The following is a 19,722-nucleotide window of genomic DNA, read 5'->3' as shown; positions in this document are numbered from 1 at the left end:
GTGGACGGAACGCGGCGGCCCTTTGCGGCTCAGCGGTTCAGCAGCAGCGGAACCCTTCGCGCGGGTCGCCCTCGCGGGCGTCCGTGCGGGCCCGTTCGAAGGCCCGGCGCGACTGGACCTCGGCGTCGGGGTCGTGCGTACGGGCGTGGGCCACGTAGTGGTCGTAGGCCGCCTCGCCCGAGAACTCCCGTACGAAGAACCGGGCCCGGCCCAGCGCGTGGCGCAGCCGCGTCACGCGGGTTCCCGTACGGAGTCCTGCACGCGGCCGCCGCCCGAGTCGAGGCCGGCGGCGGCGAGTTCCGCCCGCTCCTCGGCGGTCGGGATCAGACCGGCCGGGGCGACGATCTTGGACTCGGTCCACGGGAACTCGACCATGGTGACCGACTCGGGCTTGCGGATGGCCTTGAAGCAGGTCCGGGCGGCGTCCACGAGCACGATGATGATCAGCAGGGCGAAGAACACGGACAGGACGCCGTCCACCGTGGCGTTGGTGACCACGGTGTGCATCTCGTCCATGTTCTTGGCGGGCTTGAGGACCTTGCCCGCGTCGATCCCGTCCTGGTAGACGTCCCGCTGCGCGAAGAAGCCGATCTTCGGGTTGTCGGAGAAGATCTTCTGGTAGCTGGCGGTGAGCGTGACGGCCAGGTCCCAGGCCAGCGGAACGCCCGTCACCCAGGCCCACTTGAGCCGGCCGGACTTGATCAGCAGGGTGGTGCAGACGGCCAGGGCGACCGCCGCGAGCAGCTGGTTCGCGATGCCGAACAGCGGGAAGAGCTGGTTGATGCCGCCCAGCGGGTCCTTGACGCCGACCCACAGGAAGTAGCCCCAGCCGCCGACGACGACCGCGCTGGCGAACCAGACGCCCGGCTTCCAGCTGACGTCCTTGAAGGACCTGTGCACGTTGCCGAGGGTGTCCTGGAGCATGAAGCGGCCCACGCGGGTGCCGGCGTCGACCGTCGTCAGGATGAACAGGGCCTCGAACATGATCGCGAAGTGGTACCAGAACGCCTTCATCGCGGTGCCGCCGATGACAGCCGAGAAGATCTCCGACATTCCGAGTGCGAAGGTCGGGGCGCCGCCCGTACGGGACAGCAGGCTGGTCTCCTCCACGTCCTTCGCGGCCTGGGTGAGGGCCTCGGGGGAGATGGCGAAGCCGAAGTTCGTCACGGCCTGCGAGGCCGTCTCGACGGTGGCGCCGACGACCCCGCCGGGGGAGTTGATGGCGAAGTACAGGCCCGGGTCGATGATGCAGGCCGCGATGATCGCCATGATGGCGACGAAGGACTCGGTCAGCATCGCGCCGTAGCCGATGACCCTGACCTGGGTCTCCTTCTGGATCATCTTCGGGGTGGTGCCGGAGGAGACCAGGGAGTGGAAGCCGGACAGGGCTCCGCAGGCGATGGTGATGAAGACGAACGGGAACATCGAGCCGGCGAAGACCGGGCCGTCGCCGCGCGAGGCGAAGTCGGTGACCGCGGGCATCTTCAGCGTCGGCATGGCGATGACCACGCCCAGGGCGAGCAGCCCGATGGTGCCCACCTTCATGAAGGTGGAGAGGTAGTCGCGCGGGGCGAGCAGCATCCACACCGGCAGGACGGACGCCACGAACCCGTAGGCGATCATCCAGAGGACCAGCGTCTCCTTCTCCAGGGTGAAGAAGTCCGCCAGCGAGGACTCGGCGACCCAGCCGCCCGCGACGATGGCGAGCAGCAGCAGCGCCACACCGACGACGGAGACCTCGGTGACCTTGCCCGGGCGCAGGACGCGCAGGTAGAAGCCCATGAAGAGGGCGATCGGGATGGTCATGCCGATGGAGAAGACGCCCCACGGGGAGTGCGCCAGCGCGTTGACGATCACCAGGGCCAGCACGGCCAGCAGGATGATCATGATGGCGAAGACGCCGATCAGTGCGGCGGCGCCGCCGACCGGGCCGATCTCGTCCCGGGCCATCTGGCCGAGCGAACGTCCGTTGCGCCGGGTGGAGAAGAAGAGCGTGACCATGTCCTGGACGGCACCGGCGAAGATCACGCCCACGACGATCCAGATGGTGCCCGGCAGGTAGCCCATCTGTGAGGCGAGCACGGGACCCACGAGCGGTCCGGCGCCGGCGATGGCGGCGAAGTGGTGGCCGAAAAGCACCCGCCGGTCGGTCGGGTGGAAGTCGACACCGTTGTCAAGGCGTTCGGCGGGGGTGGCGCGGGTCTTGTCCACCCTCAGTACGCGGTGCGCGATGAAGCGCGCGTAGAAGCGGTAGCCGATCGCGTACGAGCCCAGGGCGGCGGCGAGCAGCCAGGCGGCCGAGATCTCCTCGCCGCGCGAGAGCGCCAGCACGCCCCAGCCGATGGCTCCCACGAGGCCGACCAGCACCCACACGGCCACGGCCTTGGGGGACATGCCCCCGGATGGAGAAGGCGAGTCCGGCGTGGTGCCCGGACTCGCCGCGTCCCGTCCCGACCGTGTGGCTCTCGGCTGCGTTTCTTCCGGACCTGGTTCCGTCATGATCCTCGTCCCCTCGTTGATCATCTGCGTGAGCGCAGGGAATCTACGGGGGACCGCCCGCTGGACGTAAGCCCCCGTCCGTATAGCGGAACGAGAGTCAACTACGAATCAGACGGCGGGGCGCTGGAGTCGGGCGACGAACTTGTAACGATCGCCGCGGTACACGGAACGCACCCACTCGACGGGCTCCCCGTCGGCGTCCAGCGAATGGCGGGAAAGCATCAGCATCGGCAGTCCGACGTCGGTGCCGAGCAGTCCTGCCTCACGCGGGGTGGCCAGCGAGGTCTCGATGGTCTCCTCCGCTTCGGCGAGGCGCACGTCGTACACCTCGGCGAGGGCGGTGTAGAGGGAGGTGTACTTGACCAGCGAACGGCGCAGCGCGGGGAAGCGCTTCGCCGACAGGTGCGTGGTCTCGATGGCCATCGGTTCGCCGCTGGCCAGGCGGAGCCGTTCGATGCGCAGGACCCGGCCGCCGGTGGCGATCTTGAGGAGGCCGGCCAGGGTGTCGTCGGCCGTGACGTAGCCGATGTCCAGGAGCTGGGAGGTGGGTTCCAGGCCCTGGGCCCTCATGTCCTCGGTGTACGAGGAGAGTTGGAGCGGCTGGGAGACCTTCGGCTTCGCGACGAAGGTGCCCTTCCCCTGGATCCGCTCGAGGCGTCCCTCGACGACGAGCTCCTGGAGCGCCTGCCGCACCGTGGTGCGGGAGGTGTCGAACTCGGCCGCGAGCGTGCGCTCGGGTGGCACCGGTGTGCCCGGTGGAAGGGTTTCGGTCATATCGAGCAAGTGGCGCTTGAGTCGGTAGTACTTGGGCACGCGTGCCGTGCGGGTGGCCGCCCCGCTGTCCGGCTCCGTGATCGCCCCTTCGGTGGCCATCGCCGCCCGCCTTCCCGACTCCAGTTTCGTTGCCGTCACCGGCTCCTCCGATATGTGCGGTCACATCGTGACACGGGAGGGAGGGCGGGCCTCCTCCCTCCCCCAGGTGTCGGTCCGATAACGGACCGAGCACCCGCTCATTAGACCCTTGACACCCCTAAAGGTCTAGGCCAAGCTCCAGCTACTGGTCTACACCAATATGGATCAGATCCCGGCCCCACGGGCAGTACTTGGTGCTTTTTGAGTCACCGCGGCGGGCAAGGGAAGTTGCAGGCAGCATCCCTGAGGAGGGTGGCGTGAAGCGCAAGCTCATCGCGGCGGTCAGTGTCGCGGGCATGATGGTCGGAGTCGCGGCGTGCGGCAACGGCGGCGACGACAAGCCGAAGGCCGACGCGGGTGGCGCCAAGGAGATCACCGTCTGGGTGATGGACGGCTCCGCACCGAAGACCTGGATCGACGCGGTCAACGCGGAGTTCTCCGCCAAGCACCCCGGTGTCACGGTCAAGGTAGAGGTCCAGCCCTGGAAGGGCATCCAGGAGAAGGTCACCACGGCCCTCTCCGAGAACACCCCGCCGGACGTCCTGGAGCTCGGCAACACCCAGACCGCCGGTTACGCGGTCACCGGTGGTCTCGCCGACCTGACCAAGGACAAGGCGAAGCTCGGCGCGGACGCCTGGGCCAAGAGCGGTCTGGCCTCGGCCGAGATCGACGGCAAGCTCTACTCCGCTCCGTGGTACGCGGCCAACCGCGTCGTCATCTACGACAAGAAGGCCTTCGAGAAGGCGGGCGTCACGGCGCCCAAGACCCGCGACGAGTGGGTCGCCGGCCTGGAGAAGCTGAAGGCGGCCGACCCGGCCTCGCAGCCGATCTACCTGCCCGGCCAGAGCTGGTACGTCCTCGCCGGTCTCCTCTGGGACGAGGGCGGCAACCTCGCCACCAAGGACGGCGACAAGTGGAAGGGTGGTCTCGGTACCCCCCAGGCCGCTTCCGCGATGGAGTTCTACAAGAAGCTCCAGTCCTTCTCCACCGCCCCGAAGGACAAGGACGAGGCGAACCCGCAGCAGTCCACCGACGTCGTTCCCAAGGGTGGCGTCGCCTCCTGGATCGGCCTCGGCTGGGAGGCCGGCGGTGCCGAGAAGGCGCTGAAGGACGCGGGCAAGGAAGCCGACTTCGGTTACTTCCCGATCCCGGGCAAGACCGCCGACAAGCCGGGCACCGTCTTCCTCGGTGGCTCGAACCTGGCGATCGCCGAGCGCTCCAAGAACAAGGACCTCGCCAAGGAGTGGCTGGCCCTCGCCGCAGGCAAGGACCAGATGACCAAGTACGCCGCCGAGACCAAGGGCGCGCTGCTCCCGAACCAGGTCGGCGCGAACTTCGCCCCGGCCGCGGGCTCCTTCGCCGAGGCGATGGCCAAGGCCGGCGTCAACGGCAACATCACCCCGGTGACCCCGGGCTGGGCGAACGTCGAGACCGAGCCGAACCCCATCAAGGAGTTCATGACGAAGGTCCTGAAGGGTGAGGACGCCGCCAAGGCGGGCGCGGACGCGGACAAGGAAATCGCGAGCCGCATCAACAAGTAACACCCCGAAGTACCCGTACTGAACGCACCGGGGGCGCGGTGGGCGCCCAGAGCGCCCACCGCGTCCCCGGTCGCGCATTGACAGACGTAAGCGCCGCCTGCTCCGAGCGGGGAAGCGGGTGCCAGTCGCCACAGTCAACCGCGAGGAAGCCCAGACATGACCGTGCACTCCCAGGGAGCGGCGACCTCCGCTCCACAGGACGCACCACACGAGTCCGCGGGGCCGGCCAAGACGCCGCCGCCCACCGGAGCCAAGGCAGCGTCCCAGTCTCCTCGCGGGGGCAGAAAGTCGCTCCCCTCAGGGTGGTTGCCGTACCTCCTGATCGGGCCCGCCGTGCTCAGCATGGCGACCCTGCTGCTGTACCCGCTGATCAAGAACATCATCCTGTCGTTCCAGAAGGTCGACAAGATCGAGTTCATTCAGCGGAAGGCGCCGTTCAACGGCGTGGACAACTACACCGAGCTGCTGGGCGACTCGCAGTTCTGGACCGTGGTCGTCCGCAGCTTCCTCTTCACCGCGGGCAACGTCTTCCTGATCATGGTGCTCGGCAGCCTCATCGGGCTCCTGCTGAACCGGCTCGGCAAGTGGATGCGCCTGGTCCTGTCGATGGCGCTGGTGATGGCCTGGGCCATGCCGATCGTCGCCTCCGTGACCGTCTTCCAGTGGCTGTTCGACGAGCAGTACGGCGTCATGAACTGGCTGATGCGCACCTTCGGCTTCGCCGGGTACGACCAGCACAACTGGTTCGAGACCGGCATGTCCACCATGGTGATCATCACCGTCCTGCTGGCCTGGGGCTCCATCCCCTTCGTCGCCCTCAACATGTACGCCGGCCTGACCACGGTCAGCGGCGAGCTGTACGAGGCCGCGCGCATGGACGGGGCCAACGGCTGGCAGACGTTCTGGAAGGTCGTCTTCCCGAACCTCAAGTCGTTCTTCCTGGTCACGACGTTCCTTGAGGTCATCTGGATCTTCAAGGCCTTCACGCAGATCTACGCGATGAACAAGGGCGGCCCCGACCGCGCCTCGGAGACCCTGACGATCTACGCGTACGTAGAGGGCCAGAGCCAGGGCCACTACGGTCTCGCCGCGGCGATCTCCGTCCTGACGATCGTGATGCTCGTGATCGTCATGTCCTTCTACTTCCGTCTGATCCTGAAGCAGGAGGAGGAGCAGTGAGCACCAGCACCGCCCCGAAGCCCGCGCCGTCCGCGCCGTCCGCGAAGCCCCAGCAGCTGCGCAACCGCCGGCCGATCCGTCCCGCGGCCGTCGCCAAGAACGTCGGCGCCCTGCTGCTGGCCGTCCTCTTCGTCTTCCCCGTCTACTGGATGTTCTCCTCGGCCCTGAAGCCGTCCAGCGAGATCCTCTCCAAGGACCCCGTCTTCGTCTTCGCGCCGACGATGGAGAACTTCACCAAGGCCACCGGCGTCGACCTGTTCTGGACCTACGTCGCGAACAGCTTCATCGTCACCATCGGAGCCGTCTCCCTGGCCCTGCTCGTGGCCCTCGCCGCGAGCTTCGCCATCGCCCGCATGAAGTTCAAGGGCCGCAAGGGCCTGGTCCTCGCGGTGATGATGGCCCAGATGGCGCCCTGGGAGGTCATGGTCATCGCGATGTACATGATCGCCCGTGACTCCGAGATGCTGAACAGCCTCCCGCTGCTCACCGCGATCTACTTCGTGATGGTCCTCCCCTTCACCATCTGGACCCTGCGCGGCTTCATCGCCGCCGTCCCGGTGACCCTGGAGGAAGCCGCCCAGATCGACGGCTGCACCCGCGGCCAGGCCTTCCGCAAGGTGATCTTCCCGCTGCTGGCCCCCGGCCTGATGTCCACCTCGCTCTTCGGCTTCATCACGGCCTGGAACGAGTTCGCGATGGTCCTGATCCTGAACAAGGACAAGACCGCGCAGACCCTGCCGCTGTGGCTGACCCAGTTCCAGACGGCCTTCGGCAACGACTGGGGCGCCACCATGGCCGCTTCCTCGCTCTTCGCGGTCCCGGTGCTGCTCATCTTCGTCTTCCTCCAGCGCAAGGCCGTCGGCGGCATGACCGCCGGCGCCGTGAAGGGATAACGGCCCATGACTGTCCTTGCGCACCGCACGACTGCGCCTGATTCAAACGACGGCCTGACGCAGGACGCCCTCGCGGTCCTCCAGCCCGGGTTCGAGGGCACCACCGCCCCCGGCTGGCTGCTGCGTCAGGTCTCCGAAGGCCTCACCGCCGTCGGCCTCTTCGGCCGCAACATCACCTCGCCCGAGCAGCTCGCCGCGCTGACCGCGCAGCTGCGCACCGAGCGGGACGACGTCCTCGTCGCCATCGACGAGGAGGGCGGCGACGTCACCCGCCTGGAGGTCCGGGGCGGCTCCTCCTTCCCCGGCAACCTGGCCCTCGGCGCCGTGGACGACGTGGACCTGACCCGCGACGTCGCCCGCGAGCTGGGCCGCCGGCTCGCCGAGTGCGGGGTCAACCTCAACTGGGCCCCGTCCGCGGACGTCAACTCCAACCCGGACAACCCGGTCATCGGCGTACGGTCCTTCGGCGCCGACACCCACCTCGCCGCCCGGCACACCGCCGCGTACGTCGAGGGCCTCCAGGCCGCCGGCGTCGCCGCCTGCACCAAGCACTTCCCGGGCCACGGCGACACCAACGTCGACTCGCACCACGCGCTGCCGCGCATCGACGTGGACCTCGAGACCCTGGCCGCACGGGAACTCGTACCGTTCCGGGCCGCCATCGAGGCCGGCACCAAGGCCGTCATGAGCGCCCACATCCTGGTGCCCGCCCTGGACCCGACCCGCCCGGCCACCCTCAGCCCGCAGATCCTGACCGGTCTGCTGCGCAAGGAGCTCGGCTACGAGGGCCTCATCGTCACCGACGGCATGGAGATGAACGCCATCGCCGGGACGTACGGCATCGAGCGCGGCTCGGTGCTGGCCATCGCGGCCGGCGCCGACGCCATCTGCGTCGGCGGCGGGCTCGCCGACGAGGACACCGTGCTGCGGCTGCGCGACGCGCTGGTCGCGGCCGTCCGCGAGGGCTCGCTCCCGGAAGAGCGCCTCGCCGAGGCTGCCGCCCGGGTCCGCTCCCTGGCGGAGTGGACCCGCCAGGTCCGACAGGGCGCGCGGCCGGAGGGGAGCAGCGCGCCCGGCATCGGACTGGCGGCGGCCCGCCGCGCGGTGGTCGTGACGGGTTCGCCCAAGGCGGCCGCCCCGGTGAACGCCCCGTACATCGCCACGCTCACCCCGGTGGCGAACATCGCCGTCGGCGACGAGACCCCGTGGGGGGTGGCCGGGGAAGTGTCCGCGCTGGTCCCGGGCACCGAGTCGGGCGTGTACCCGCAGGGCTCGACCGCCGCCGACGTGCTGGCGGCCGCGGGGAACCGCACCGTCGTCGCGGTGGTCCGCGACGCGCACCGGCACCCCTGGATGACCGAGGCCCTGGACGCGCTGGTCGCGGCGCGTCCGGAGACGATCGTGGTCGAGATGGGGCTGCCGCGGGCCGAGCCGCGGGGGGCGCTGCACATCGCGACGCACGGGGCCGCCCGGGTCTGCGGCAGGGCTGCCGCGGAGATCATCGCGGGCGTCTAGCCGAGGACACGGACCGGAGCCGGGCACCCGTCACGGGGGTGCCCGGCTCCGCCGCGTCCGGCCTGCCGCGTCCGGCCCGCCGGGTGCGGCGGACACGGCGAAGGCCGGGCCTTCCCCCGGGGGGGAGGACCCGGCCTTCGCCGTGCCTACGGGGCTACGCGCCCACGGGCTTACAGGCCCTGCCAGGCGGGCTTGTTGGCGTACGCGTGGCGGAAGTAGTCCGCGAGCTTCAGCTTGGACGCGGCGGCCTCGTCCACGATCACCGTGGCGTGGCGGTGCAGCTGGAGCGCGGAGGCCGGCACGAGGGCGGACAGCGGGCCCTCGACGGTCTGCGCGACGGCCTCCGCCTTGCCCTCGCCGGTGGCCAGCAGGACCAGGTGGCGGGCGTCGAGGATGGTGCCGATGCCCTGCGTGATGACGTGGTGGGGCACCTGCTCTATGTCGTTGTCGAAGAAGCGCGCGTTGTCCACGCGGGTCTGCTCCGTCAGCGTCTTGATACGGGTGCGGGAGGCGAGCGAGGAGCAGGGCTCGTTGAAGCCGATGTGCCCGTCCGTGCCGATGCCGAGGATCTGGAGGTCCACGCCGCCGGCCGCCGCGAGGGCGCGGTCGTAGGCGTCGCAGGCGCCGACGATGTCCTCGGCCGAGCCGTCCGGGCCCATGAAGGCGGCCTCGGACAGGCCCAGCGGCTCCACGACCTCGCGCAGGACGACGGCGCGGTAGGACTCCGGGTGCCCGGCCGGCAGGCCGACGTACTCGTCGAGCTGGCAGACGCGGGCCTTGGAGGCGTCGACCAGTCCGGCCTTGACCTTGGCGGCGAGGGCCTCGTAGATGGGCAGCGGGGTAGAGCCGGTCGCCACGCCGAGCAGGGCGTCGGGCTTGCGGCGGACCAGGGCGGCCATGGCCTCCGCGATGAGCTCGCCGCCTGCCTTGGCGTCCGGGACGATGACAACTTCCACGCGGGGCCTGCCGATCTGGAGTGTGACAATTGTGGTATAGACCAATCTAGCAGAGGCGAGGCCCCGTTGCCGGGTCTTCGCGCACACTCCATGGTGGGCCGGATCCGCCGCTCCGGCCTCCCGGGCCGGGGAGGCCGGAGCGCCCGGAAGGCGCCTCCGCTACAGCGCGAGCCGGAGCCCGCCCGTCGCGGCGAGGTGCTGGCCCGTGACCCAGCGGGAGTCCGGGGAGGCGAGGAAGGCGACCACGTCCGCGACCTCCTGCGGGGTGCCGAGCCGGTCGAAGACCGAGCGGGAGGCGGCGTGCGCGCGGGCCGCCGGGTCCGCGAGCCAGGCGGCGTTCAGGTCGGTCTCCACGACCCCGGGACCCACCGAGTTCACCGTGATGGTCCGCGGCGCGAGCTCGGCGGCCAGCGAGACCGTCAGCGCGTTCACGACGCCCTTGGCCATGATCGTGGCGAGGATCGCGGGCAGGGCGATGTCCGGGGTGCCGGTCACGTTCACGATCCGGCCGCCGTCCCGCAGCCGCTCCAGGCCGTGCCGGATCACGAAGAACGGCGCCTTCGCGTTGAGCGCGTGCACCCGGTCGGACGTCTCCTCGTCCGTGGAGCCGATGCCGGCGAAGGTGGCGGCGCCCGCGTTGTTCACCAGGACGTCGACCCCGCCGTCTCCCTCGGCGGCCAGCGGGTGGGCCGCGTACGCCGCCCAGAGGGCCTCCGCGCCGCCCGGGACGCCGAGATCCGCCCCGACCGCGAAGGCGCGACCCCCGGCCTCCTCGATGGCGCCCGCGGTCTCCTTGGCGGCCGCCGCGTTGTGTCCGTAGGCCACCGCGACGAGTGCCCCGTCGCGGGCGAGGCGCTCCGCGATGGCCCGCCCGATGCCCCGGCTGCCGCCCGTGACCAGTGCCGTCTTCCCCTTGAGGCGACGTCGATCTCCGACCTGACCGCCTCGCTCGGGATCAGCGCCCCGAGCCTCTACGCGGCCTTCGGCGACAAGCGCAAGCTCTTCGATGAGGTCGTGGTGGTCTACGGCGGCCGCTACGGGGACTTCGCGGCCGTGGCCCTCGCCGAGGAGCCCACCGCCCGCGCGGCGCTGGGGCGCGTCCTGCACGAGGCGGCGGAGGTCTACACCGACCCCGCCCACCCGCCGGGCTGCACGGTGATCAGCGCGGCGGTCGACACCACCTCGGGCGAGGTGGCGCAGGCGCTGCGCGTGCGACGGGAGGCCAATCTGGTGGCCTTCGAGCGCCGCATCCGGGCCGATGTCGCCACGGGGATCCTGTCGGCCGGTACGGACACGTGGGCGCTGGCGCGCTACGCCGTGGCGGTGCTGCAGGGGATGTCCCAGCAGTCGCGCGACGGCGCGGACCGGGCGGAGCTGGAGGCGGTGGCGGAGCTTGCCATGCGGGCCTGGCCGCAGTAGGGGGCACATCGCTCGGGGGCGCATTCCGCGCGCCGCTTCCTCGCGTCGTATTCCTCTGGGCCACGGTGCCGAACGGGACCCTCAGCCCGCCCGGCACCGTAGCCCGGAGTACTTACGGTCGACGGGTGTGCGGTGCCCGACGGCCGGTGGGAGGTGACGCGCGGTCAGGGCAGATCGCGCGGCTTACCTCGATCCGTCCTCCTGTGCGGGGAGGACGGAAGCGTGATGCAATTGTGGACTAGACCAATCTGTTCTGTCCATCCAATGACGGAACCCTGATTACCGTCACTTCCTCCAACCCTACGCGGAAGCGGGGTCTCCTGGATACTCCGGAGTATCGCGCTGAGGAAAGTCATGGCCCGTACCCGGGGTACGCTCGCCGGGTGCCCTCCATGAACGACCTCGTACGCCAGCACACCGCTCTCAGTGAAACCGACCTGGAGTGGCTCCACCTGCTGGTCTCGGAGTGGCAGCTGCTCTCCGACCTCTCCTTCGCCGACCTCGTGCTGTGGGTTCCCACGCTCGACGGCAGCCGGTACGTCTCGGTCGCGCAGATGCGCCCGAACACCGGTCCCACCTCGTACCAGGACGACATGGTCGGCCACCTGGTCCCGCGCGGCCGCCGCCCGCTGCTCGACGCCGCGCTCGACGAGGGCCGCATCGTGCGCGAGGGGGATCCGGAATGGCGCGAGGAGGTGCCGGTCCGCGTCGAGTCGATCCCCGTGCGCCGCGAGGGCCGGGTCCTCGGCGTGATCGCACGCAATACCAACCTGCTCACTGTGCGTACACCCAGCCGGCTGGAGCTCACCTACCTCCAGTCCGCCTCCGACCTGGCCCAGATGATCGCGGCGGGCTCCTTCCCGTTCCCCGGCCAGCAGGTCGACATGGACGCCTCCCCCCGCGTCGGGGACGGCCTGATCCGGCTCGACGCCGAGGGCGTGGTGACGTACGCGTCCCCGAACGCACTCTCCGCCTACCACCGGCTCGGCCTCGCCTCCGACCTGGTCGGCCAGCACCTGGGCACCATCACCTCCGAACTCGCGCCCTCCCGCGGCCCGGTGGACGAAGCCCTGGTCAAGCTCGCCAGCGGCTGGGCCCCGCGCGAGACCGAGGCCGAGGGCAGCGGCGGGGTCATCCAGCTGAGGGCCATCCCGCTCAAGCCCAAGGGCACCCGGATCGGCTCGCTCGTCCTGTGCCGCGACGTCACGGAACTGCGCCGTCGCGAACGTGAATTGATCACCAAGGACGCGACCATCCGGGAGATCCACCACCGGGTCAAGAACAACCTCCAGACCGTGGCGGCGCTCTTGCGGCTACAGGCTCGCCGCATGGATTCGCCGCAGGGCCGCGAGGCGCTGAACGAAGCCGTCCGCCGCGTCGGTTCGATCGCGATCGTGCACGAGACGCTGTCTCAGAACCTGGATGAGCGGGTCGAGTTCGACGAGATCGCCGACCGCGTGATCGCGATGGTCTCCGAGATCTCCCCGGGCAAGGTCGCCTGCCGGCGCACCGGCCGCTTCGGAATCCTGGACGCGGAGGTCGCCACCCCGCTGTCGATGGTGCTGACGGAGATCCTCCAGAACGCCCTTGAGCACGCCTTCACCCAGGGGGAGGGCGGCACCGTGGAGGTGTCCGCGGCCCGCTCGGGAAGCGGCCGCGACGATGCCCGGCTGCTGATCTCGGTGGTCGACGACGGCTGCGGTCTGCCCGAGGGCTTCGACCCCCAGCGGGCCGGCAACCTCGGGCTGCAGATCGTGCGGACCCTGGTGGAGGGCGAGCTCGGCGGCACCTTCGACATGGTCGCGTCCGAGCCGCGCGGCACCAAGGTCGTCCTCGACATACCGGCCAGCCCGCAGAAGTAGCGCGCCGCGCCGGTGACTCAGGGTGACGTCATGGGGTGCTCTCGGGCCCCGGACAGCACTGAACCCCGTACCGAATGGTTTTCGGTACGGGGTTCAAGAGCACGTTGCTGAGCGCTTATATGGGTACTACGCGCTGCGGCTCGAGGCTCGAAAGTCGATGTCAGGCGGTTGCGTTGCGCGCCCGATTGCGAGCGGCGCGGCGCTTCATTGCGCGGCGCTCGTCCTCGCTGAGACCGCCCCAGACACCGGAGTCCTGACCGGACTCGAGCGCCCACTGCAGGCACTGCTCCATGACGGGGCAACGGCGGCAGACGGCCTTGGCTTCCTCGATCTGCAGCAGCGCAGGACCGGTGTTGCCGATGGGGAAGAAGAGTTCCGGGTCTTCCTCGCGGCAAACGGCGTTGTGACGCCAGTCCATGGCTGCTCCATCTCCTTGTATTGCGGGCAGGTTGCTTGTGAATGTGAACGCTTTCACGAATCCCTTCGTGAGGGAAGGGAGACCGCCCAGTTTGGGGAAAAACTCGCCCTGGGCTGCCGGAGATTCGTGGAGGGGTTCTGGCGGTCTGTGTGGGTGCCGGGTTCTGCGGGCTGTCCCGATCGCCATGTAGAGATTCGCAAACCTCGGACGGGGATACAACCCCTTCCGGAAAGTTTTTTTTGATTCGTCGGTGTCTACTAGGTCACAGCCCTACTTCCTAGGGGTGGACCGGCGTGTAAACGTTCGAGTGGAAGGACTTTCGGCCCTTCCACTCACACAATCACACGCAGTGCACGGCGTACGCCTGTGAACCGAACGCTGGTGCGCAGGCCGAGGTGGTCTCCGTCCATCTGGAACGGAAGCGGCACCTTCGAATGCAAGGTGAAGTCCGTCAGATCGTGCAGAGACACCGCATGCTTTCCGTGCGGACCACGCTCAGGAGTCGAGGTCAGGAGCTGTGTCGCATAGCGAGCGACCGCCGGAGTTGACAAACGGTCCAGTGCCAATACGTCAAGCGCAGTATCGAACGACGCCTCCGGGGAGGCGTAGAGCGGCCGGTTGCCCAGGTATGTCCAGGGTGACGTGTTGCACACTATCGACAGCACCAGGTCCGTCACCGGATCCGCGCCGGGCCGCTCCAGCGTCACCGTGCCGTGCCGGCGGTTGGGCTCTTCCCAGAACTGGCGCATCAGCTGTCGCACGTACAGGGCATGGGTCGAACGCTTGCCCCGTTCCCGCTGCTGTTCGACGCGGCCCACCACGCCCGCGTCGAAGCCGAAGCCCGCGCAGAAGGTGAACCAGCGCGCCGGAACGGACTCGTCCTCCGTGCCCGGGGTACCGGCGGCGAGCCCCAGGCCGACCGTTCGTTCGCGCCGCTCGCGCAGTGCGTCCAGCAGGGCGCCGGTCGCCTCGACCGCGTCGTTGGGCAGGCCGAGTGCGCGGGCGAAGACATTGGTGGAGCCGCCGGGGACCACTGCGAGTCCGGGCAGCCGGTCCGGATCGGGTCCCTCGTGCAGCAGTCCGTTGACCACTTCGTTGACGGTGCCGTCACCGCCCAGGGCCACCACCAGGTCCATGCCGGTCTCGGCCGCCCTGCGGCCCAGGTCCCGGGCGTGGCCGCGGTATTCGGTGGTGACCGCCTCCAGCTTCATCTCGCTGGCGAGCGCATGGGTCAGGACGTCACGCGTGCGCGCACTGGTGGTCGTCGCTGCTGGGTTGGCCACGAGGAGTGCACGCATGGGCGTCAGCCTACCGACCCCTTCCGGCGCCGCCCATACTGGCCGTCCCCTCCGGGTGCGGGAGGGGCGCGGCTACGCTGCTGGGGTGAGTACGAAGCCCACCCCCACCGCGTCCGCCGTCCGCTCCCCGCTGCCCCGCCGGCTGACCGCGGCCGCCGCGCTGACCGCGCTGGAGGGGCTGGCCCTGGCCGGGCCCGGCGTCGCCGACCTCTACACGGCCGTCTCCGGCGGCGGCGACTCCCTGCAGGCCGCGACCGGCGGGGTCACCCTGCTCGTCCTGGCCGCGCTGCCGCTGGTCGCGGCGCGCGGGCTGCTCCTGGGCCGTCGCTGGAGCCGCGGCCCGGCGCTGATCACCCAGCTGATGTCGCTGCCGGTCGCCTGGATGCTGTGGACCGCCGAAGGGGCGATGAAGGCCGCCGCCGTGGCGCTGGCCCTGGCCGCGGTGGCCGTCACGGCCCTCCTGGTGAACCAGAAGGCCACCGAAGCACTGGGCATCGGGCCCGCGGAACAGGCCCGATAGCCCGTAGGGCGGCTCTCCTACTCCTCGACCAGGAGCTTCTCGCGGAGCTGGGCCAGGGTGCGGGCCAGCAGCCGGGAGACGTGCATCTGGGAGATGCCGACCTCCTGGGCGATCTGCGACTGGGTCATGTTGCCGAAGAAGCGCAGCAGCAGGATCCGCTTCTCCCGCGGCGGCAGTCCTTCGAGCAGCGGCTTGAGGGACTCGCGGTACTCGACGCCCTCCAGCGCCTCGTCCTCCGAACCCAGGGTGTCCGCGACCGCCGGCGATTCGTCGTCGGTGTCCGGGACGTCCAGCGAGAGCGTGCTGTAGGCGTTGGCCGATTCCAGGCCTTCCAGCACCTCCTCCTCGGAGATCCCCAGCCGTTCGGCCAGTTCGTGCACCGTGGGGGAGCGGCCGTGCTGCTGGGAGAGTTCCGCCGTCGCCGTGGTCAGCGAGAGCCGCAGCTCCTGCAGGCGCCGGGGGACCCGTACCGCCCAGCCCTTGTCACGGAAGTGGCGCTTGATCTCGCCGACCACCGTGGGCGTGGCGTACGTGGAGAACTCGACCCCGCGGTCCGGGTCGAAGCGGTCCACCGACTTGATCAGGCCGATGGTGGCGACCTGGGTCAGGTCGTCCAGCGGCTCGCCGCGGTTGCGGAAGCGCCGGGCCAGGTGTTCGACCAGCGGCAGGTGCATCCGTACGAGCCGGTTGCGCAGCTCCGCCTTCTCCGGCGAGCCGTCGGGCAGCGCCCGGAGCTCGATGAAGAGGGCCCGCGCGCCGCTGCGGTCGCGCGGATCCGGCAGGGGTGCCGGCGCCGTGAACACCGGAGCCCGGAGGGCTTCGGTGGCGTCCGCGGCCGGGGTGGTGTCCGCGGCCGGGGCCGCCGGCGGGGCCGTGGCAGCGGCCCCCGGTGGCTGGACCGGCAGTGTTTGGTCGTGCTGGTTCTCGCTCACAGGGCCCGCCCGTCGCTCCGCCGAGTCCAAAAAGCCGTTTTCCGCATCCGTGTCAGCCGGGTGCGGCCGGGCGTGCTGCTGCTCCGGAATGCCGCCGTCGACCTCGTGTCCTACCCGGGGCCGATCCCCGCCCCGCACCGGGACCTCCCCGCCGCTCACGCCGGGCCTGGTCCCGCGCCGCGCTGTTTGTAGAGGCTGATGCTCACCGTCTTGTTCTCCTCGACCGTGGCCTCGACCTTCCCGGCGAGAGCCGAGAGGACCGTCCACGCGAACGTGTCGCGCTCCGGGGCCCGGCCGTCGGTGGTCGGGGCGGAGACGGTCACCTCCAGCGAATCGTCCACCAACCGGAAGACGCAGCTGAGGACGGAGCCGGGCACGGCCTGCTGGAGCAGGATCGCGCAGGCCTCGTCCACCGCGATGCGGAGGTCCTCGATCTCGTCGAGGGTGAAGTCCAAACGTGCCGCGAGGCCGGCCGTGGCCGTCCGCAGCACCGACAGGTAGGCACCCGCAGCGGGCAGCCGGACTTCCACGAAGTCCTGGGTCCCGGGCTCGCCTGCGATCTGGGACACCCTCACCTCCAAGGTGGTACGAGCTCTGTTCGCCGGTGACGCTATCGCGATCCGGGCGATCGTGTCGCGGCACCCCTGTCGGAGGGTGCAGAACCCCTTTGAACTTAGCTGCACATAGCCGGCCGAAAGGCCGTACCTGCGACCAGTGACTGATGGTAAGCCCATGGGGACGCACAGTGGCTAGGGGTCTGCGGGTCCAAATCAGGGGAACCGGCGGAGGGTTGACCTACCCCACTTCAGACGATCGAACCGTCGACAAAACACCATCGCCAGGTCTCGCCCGGTTCGAAGCTGCGCATCACCGGATGTCCGGTCTCCCGGTGGTGCGCCGTGGCGTGCCGGTGGGGGGAGGAGTCGCAGCAGCCGACGTGCCCGCACCCCAGGCACAGCCGGAGCTGGACGGGATGGCTGCCGAGCGCCAGACATTCGGGACAGGTCTGGGCAAGCGGGACCGGCTCGGGGCGCGGCAGTTCGGGAACGTGGGTGCACTCGCTCATGATGGCCAGCGTACTGAGGTACGGGCGCCCGGGATGACATGACTCAAGCGAGGATGATCTTCGATGGAGGTATTGCCGCTGGTGGCGCTGGTCGCCGGCTGTGCGGTCGTCGCGGGCCTGGCCCGCCGCACCCCGGTGCCGGCGCCGCTGCTGCTGGTCGCCGCCGGACTGGCCGCGGCCTACGTGCCGGGCGTGCCCGAGTACGACCTGGACCCGCACATCGTGCTGCCGCTGCTGCTCCCACCGCTGCTCTACACGGCCGCGGTGGACAGCTCGTACCTGGACCTGCGGGCGAACATCCGGCCCGTGGCGCTGCTCTCGGTGGGGTACGTGCTCTTCGCGACCGTCGCCGTCGGGTACGCGGCGTACCTGCTGGTGCCGGGGCTCTCGCTGCCGGTGGCGCTGGTGCTGGGGGCCGTCATCGCCCCGCCCGACGCGGTCGCGGCGACGGCCATCGCGCGCAAGCTCGGGCTGCCGAACAGGATCACGACCATCCTCCAGGGTGAGTCCCTGGTCAACGACGCCACCGCGATCACCGCGTACAAGGTCGCGCTGGCGGCGGCGGTCGGGGCGAGCGCCGGCTGGACGGACGGGATCCGGGAGTTCCTGGTGGCCTCGGTGGGCGGGGTCGCGATGGGCCTGCTGCTGATGGTCCCGATCCACGTCCTGCGCACGAAGCTGCGCGAACCGCTCCTGCAGAACACCCTGTCGCTGCTGATCCCCTTCGTGGCCTACGCGGCCGCCGAGCGGGTGCACGCGTCGGGAGTGCTCGCGGTGGTGGTGGTCGCGCTGTACCTCGGGCACCGCAACTGGCAGGTCGACTTCGCGACCCGGCTCCAGGAGGAGGCGGTCTGGAAGATGGTCGCCTTCATCCTCGAATCGGTGGTCTTCGCGCTGATCGGGCTCCAGCTGCCGGTCGTGCTGAAGGGTCTGGGGGAGTACGAGGGCACGGCCGCGGCGGGCTACGCGGTGGTGGTGTTCCTCGTCGTGGTGGCGGCCCGCTTCGCGTGGGTCTTCCCGGCGACGTTCCTGCCGAGGCTCTCGCAGCGGATCCGCGGGCGCGAGCCGGAGACGACCTGGAAGGCTCCGGTCATCGTGGGCTGGGCGGGCATGCGGGGCGTGGTCTCGCTGGCGATCGCCTTCTCCGTGCCGATGAGCGTGCCGCACCGGAACCTGATCCTGTTCCTGACCTTCACGACGGTGATCGGCACGCTGGTGGTCCAGGGCCTGACCCTGCCGCCGCTGATCCGGCTGCTGCGGCTGCCGCCCAAGGACACCCACGCCGAGACCCTGGCGGAGGCCCAGGCCCAGAGCGAGGCCTCGCGGGCTGCGGAGGACCGCCTGACGGAACTCCTGGCCTCCCCCGCGAACGCCCTCCCGACCCCGCTGGCGGACCGGCTGCGCACGGTGCTGGAGCGGCGGCGCAACGCCGTGTGGGAGCGGCTGGGCGAGGTCAACGCGGTGACGGGCGAGTCCGCGGACGACGTCTACCGCCGCCTGGCGGGGGAGATGATCGAAGCGGAACGCGAGGTCTTCGTCTCCCTGCGCGACGCCCGCCGCATCGACGACGAAATGCTCCGGGCCCTGCTGCGCCGCCTGGACCTGGAGGAGGCGGCGGCCTACCGGGAGGAAACGGGGTAGCGGCGGGGACTAGGGGACTACGGGCGGCCCGTGATGACGGCCGCCAGGGTGGTGCCGCGGGGGAAGGTGCCCGCGCGGGTCAGGGAGAGCAGGGCCCACAGGAGCTTCGCCACGTAGATCCGCTCCACCGGCAGGCCGTGGCGGGACTCGAAGTCCGCCGCGAACTCCGCGAGCTCGGCGGGGACCCGGGCGTAGCCCCCGTGGGCGTAGCCCTCGGCCAGCGACCAGTCGCCCGCCGGGCTGCCGAAAGCGGCCGTCTGGAGGGAACGTATCTCCGCCTCCAGGAACCCGCCCCCGACCACCGGCACCCCCACCGCCCGCTGGCCCGCGCCGAGTCCCGCCGCCAGCCCGGCCAGCGTGCCGCCGGTCCCGCAGGCCGCGGCGGCCACGTCGCAGGCCCCGCTCAGCTCGCGGCCCAGCTCGGCGCAGCCGTGCAGCGCGAGCGCGTTGCTGCCGCCCTCGGGGATCACGTAGGCCCCCTCGGCGCCCGCGAGCGCGGGCAGCCCGGCCTTGTCCCGGTAGGCCGACCGGGTCACGAAGTGCAGCCTCATGCCGTCCGCGGAGCACCGGGCCAGCGAGTCGTTCAGCGGCCGCCCCGCGAGCTCGTCGCCCCGTACGATCCCGACCGTCGCCAGCCCCAGCAGCCGGCCGGCCGCGGCGGTGGCCCGGAGGTGGTTGGAGTAGGCCCCGCCGAAGGTCACGAGTTCGCCGCGGCCCTCCGCGACGGCGGCCCGCAGATTCGGCGCGAGCTTGCGCCACTTGTTGCCGGGCAGCTCCGGATGGACCAGGTCGTCCCGCTTGAGCAGCAGCCGCACCCCGTGCGCGGCGAACCGCTCGTCACGGACCTCCCGCAGCGGCGAGGCCGGGCGGGGTCGCAGGATCAGCTCGGGGTCGGGAGCGGGGCCGGGGCCGGGGTCGATTGGATGTTCCACCCGCCCATTGTGTGCCGCGTCCGCGGCAGGGGCGCCGCGGGTCAGTGCCGCCGGGTGAAGGCGGCGGCGCCGGAGCCGGTCCGTGCGGCGAAGCGGTGGGCGGCGGTGGGCGGCTCCAGGCCCTCGGAGAGGGGTTCCC

The 19,722-nt window shown here is 70.5% G+C and carries 19 protein-coding genes; 8 read left to right on the top strand and 11 right to left on the bottom strand.

All coding sequences use genetic code 11. The features are described 5' to 3' along the window. Nucleotides 1-37 precede the first annotated feature (37 nt). The 3 genes from AC3IX6_RS11560 to AC3IX6_RS11550 form a co-directional block, all read right to left on the bottom strand. Complete coding sequence (locus AC3IX6_RS11560; RefSeq protein ID WP_489370044.1) at nt 38-235, bottom strand: CstA-like transporter-associated (seleno)protein; 198 nt, start codon at nt 233-235, stop codon at nt 38-40. Then, on the bottom strand, nt 232-2,394 hold the full coding sequence (locus AC3IX6_RS11555; RefSeq protein ID WP_489370043.1) for a carbon starvation CstA family protein: 2,163 nt from the start codon (nt 2,392-2,394) through the stop codon (nt 232-234). Before AC3IX6_RS11555 ends, AC3IX6_RS11560 begins: the two co-directional genes overlap by 4 nt. 213 nt (nt 2,395-2,607) lie before the next feature. Next, the gene (locus tag AC3IX6_RS11550; protein WP_250750353.1) at nt 2,608-3,372 is read right to left on the bottom strand and encodes a GntR family transcriptional regulator; all 765 of its coding nucleotides are present in this window, start codon (nt 3,370-3,372) and stop codon (nt 2,608-2,610) included. 296 nt (nt 3,373-3,668) lie between these two features. Between AC3IX6_RS11550 and AC3IX6_RS11545 the strand changes: the two genes are divergently transcribed. The 4 genes from AC3IX6_RS11545 (at nt 3,669) to AC3IX6_RS11530 (ending at nt 8,539) form a co-directional block, all read left to right on the top strand. Further along, a complete protein-coding gene (locus AC3IX6_RS11545) occupies nt 3,669-4,952 on the top strand; it encodes an extracellular solute-binding protein (RefSeq protein ID WP_489370042.1) in 1,284 nt (427 codons plus the stop codon). A 156-nt stretch (nt 4,953-5,108) separates the two neighbouring features. Continuing rightward, nucleotides 5,109-6,131 (top strand): carbohydrate ABC transporter permease, encoded by a 1,023-nt coding sequence (locus tag AC3IX6_RS11540; protein ID WP_389691470.1) that lies wholly within the window; start codon nt 5,109-5,111, stop codon nt 6,129-6,131. 56 nt (nt 6,132-6,187) lie between these two features. After that, entirely contained in the window at nt 6,188-7,024 is an 837-nt protein-coding gene (locus AC3IX6_RS11535; protein ID WP_489371415.1) for a carbohydrate ABC transporter permease, read from the top strand. 6 nt (nt 7,025-7,030) lie between these two features. Next, nucleotides 7,031-8,539, top strand: coding sequence for a glycoside hydrolase family 3 protein (locus AC3IX6_RS11530; protein WP_489370041.1), 1,509 nt, complete (start codon nt 7,031-7,033; stop codon nt 8,537-8,539). A gap of 170 nt (nt 8,540-8,709) precedes the next feature. On the opposite strand, the gene nagB is transcribed toward AC3IX6_RS11530, so the two are convergent. Together nagB and AC3IX6_RS11520 are read right to left on the bottom strand one after the other, a co-directional pair. Then, entirely contained in the window at nt 8,710-9,495 is a 786-nt protein-coding gene (gene nagB / locus AC3IX6_RS11525; RefSeq protein ID WP_489370040.1) for a glucosamine-6-phosphate deaminase, read from the bottom strand. Nucleotides 9,496-9,654: 159 nt separating this feature from the next. After that, nucleotides 9,655-10,395, bottom strand: coding sequence for an SDR family oxidoreductase (locus AC3IX6_RS11520; RefSeq protein ID WP_489371414.1), 741 nt, complete (start codon nt 10,393-10,395; stop codon nt 9,655-9,657). A gap of 27 nt (nt 10,396-10,422) precedes the next feature. Between AC3IX6_RS11520 and AC3IX6_RS11515 the strand changes: the two genes are divergently transcribed. Together AC3IX6_RS11515 and AC3IX6_RS11510 are read left to right on the top strand one after the other, a co-directional pair. Then, the gene (locus AC3IX6_RS11515; protein WP_489371413.1) at nt 10,423-10,914 is read left to right on the top strand and encodes a TetR/AcrR family transcriptional regulator; all 492 of its coding nucleotides are present in this window, start codon (nt 10,423-10,425) and stop codon (nt 10,912-10,914) included. 392 nt (nt 10,915-11,306) lie between these two features. Further along, on the top strand, nt 11,307-12,776 hold the full coding sequence (locus AC3IX6_RS11510; RefSeq protein WP_250750383.1) for a sensor histidine kinase: 1,470 nt from the start codon (nt 11,307-11,309) through the stop codon (nt 12,774-12,776). A gap of 160 nt (nt 12,777-12,936) precedes the next feature. Here AC3IX6_RS11510 and AC3IX6_RS11505 read toward each other — a convergent pair whose 3' ends face one another. Continuing rightward, nucleotides 12,937-13,194 (bottom strand): WhiB family transcriptional regulator, encoded by a 258-nt coding sequence (locus AC3IX6_RS11505; RefSeq protein ID WP_004937597.1) that lies wholly within the window; start codon nt 13,192-13,194, stop codon nt 12,937-12,939. Nucleotides 13,195-13,526: 332 nt separating this feature from the next. Continuing rightward, complete coding sequence (locus AC3IX6_RS11500; protein WP_250750363.1) at nt 13,527-14,492, bottom strand: diacylglycerol/lipid kinase family protein; 966 nt, start codon at nt 14,490-14,492, stop codon at nt 13,527-13,529. A gap of 85 nt (nt 14,493-14,577) precedes the next feature. Between AC3IX6_RS11500 and AC3IX6_RS11495 the strand changes: the two genes are divergently transcribed. Continuing rightward, complete coding sequence (locus AC3IX6_RS11495; protein WP_489370039.1) at nt 14,578-15,012, top strand: hypothetical protein; 435 nt, start codon at nt 14,578-14,580, stop codon at nt 15,010-15,012. Between the two features lie 17 nt (nt 15,013-15,029). Here AC3IX6_RS11495 and AC3IX6_RS11490 read toward each other — a convergent pair whose 3' ends face one another. From AC3IX6_RS11490 to AC3IX6_RS11480, 3 genes are all read right to left on the bottom strand, one after another. Further along, on the bottom strand, nt 15,030-16,103 hold the full coding sequence (locus tag AC3IX6_RS11490; protein WP_489370038.1) for an RNA polymerase sigma factor SigF: 1,074 nt from the start codon (nt 16,101-16,103) through the stop codon (nt 15,030-15,032). After that, a complete protein-coding gene (locus AC3IX6_RS11485; protein ID WP_214949331.1) occupies nt 16,100-16,513 on the bottom strand; it encodes an ATP-binding protein in 414 nt (137 codons plus the stop codon). The genes AC3IX6_RS11490 and AC3IX6_RS11485 overlap by 4 nt, the downstream gene beginning before the upstream one ends. A gap of 236 nt (nt 16,514-16,749) precedes the next feature. Beyond that, nucleotides 16,750-17,010 (bottom strand): UBP-type zinc finger domain-containing protein, encoded by a 261-nt coding sequence (locus tag AC3IX6_RS11480; RefSeq protein ID WP_250750367.1) that lies wholly within the window; start codon nt 17,008-17,010, stop codon nt 16,750-16,752. 63 nt (nt 17,011-17,073) lie between these two features. Here AC3IX6_RS11480 and AC3IX6_RS11475 point away from each other — a divergent pair, with 63 nt between their 5' ends. Next, entirely contained in the window at nt 17,074-18,651 is a 1,578-nt protein-coding gene (locus tag AC3IX6_RS11475) for a Na+/H+ antiporter (protein ID WP_489370037.1), read from the top strand. 17 nt (nt 18,652-18,668) lie between these two features. On the opposite strand, the gene AC3IX6_RS11470 is transcribed toward AC3IX6_RS11475, so the two are convergent. Further along, a complete protein-coding gene (locus AC3IX6_RS11470; RefSeq protein WP_489370036.1) occupies nt 18,669-19,583 on the bottom strand; it encodes a 1-aminocyclopropane-1-carboxylate deaminase/D-cysteine desulfhydrase in 915 nt (304 codons plus the stop codon). Nucleotides 19,584-19,722: the final 139 nt, after the last annotated feature.

This window comes from Streptomyces sp. GL_141 (assembly GCF_057834385.1).
Note: the sequence above shows the minus strand (reverse complement) of the source record. Positions and strands in the feature narration are given on the sequence as shown.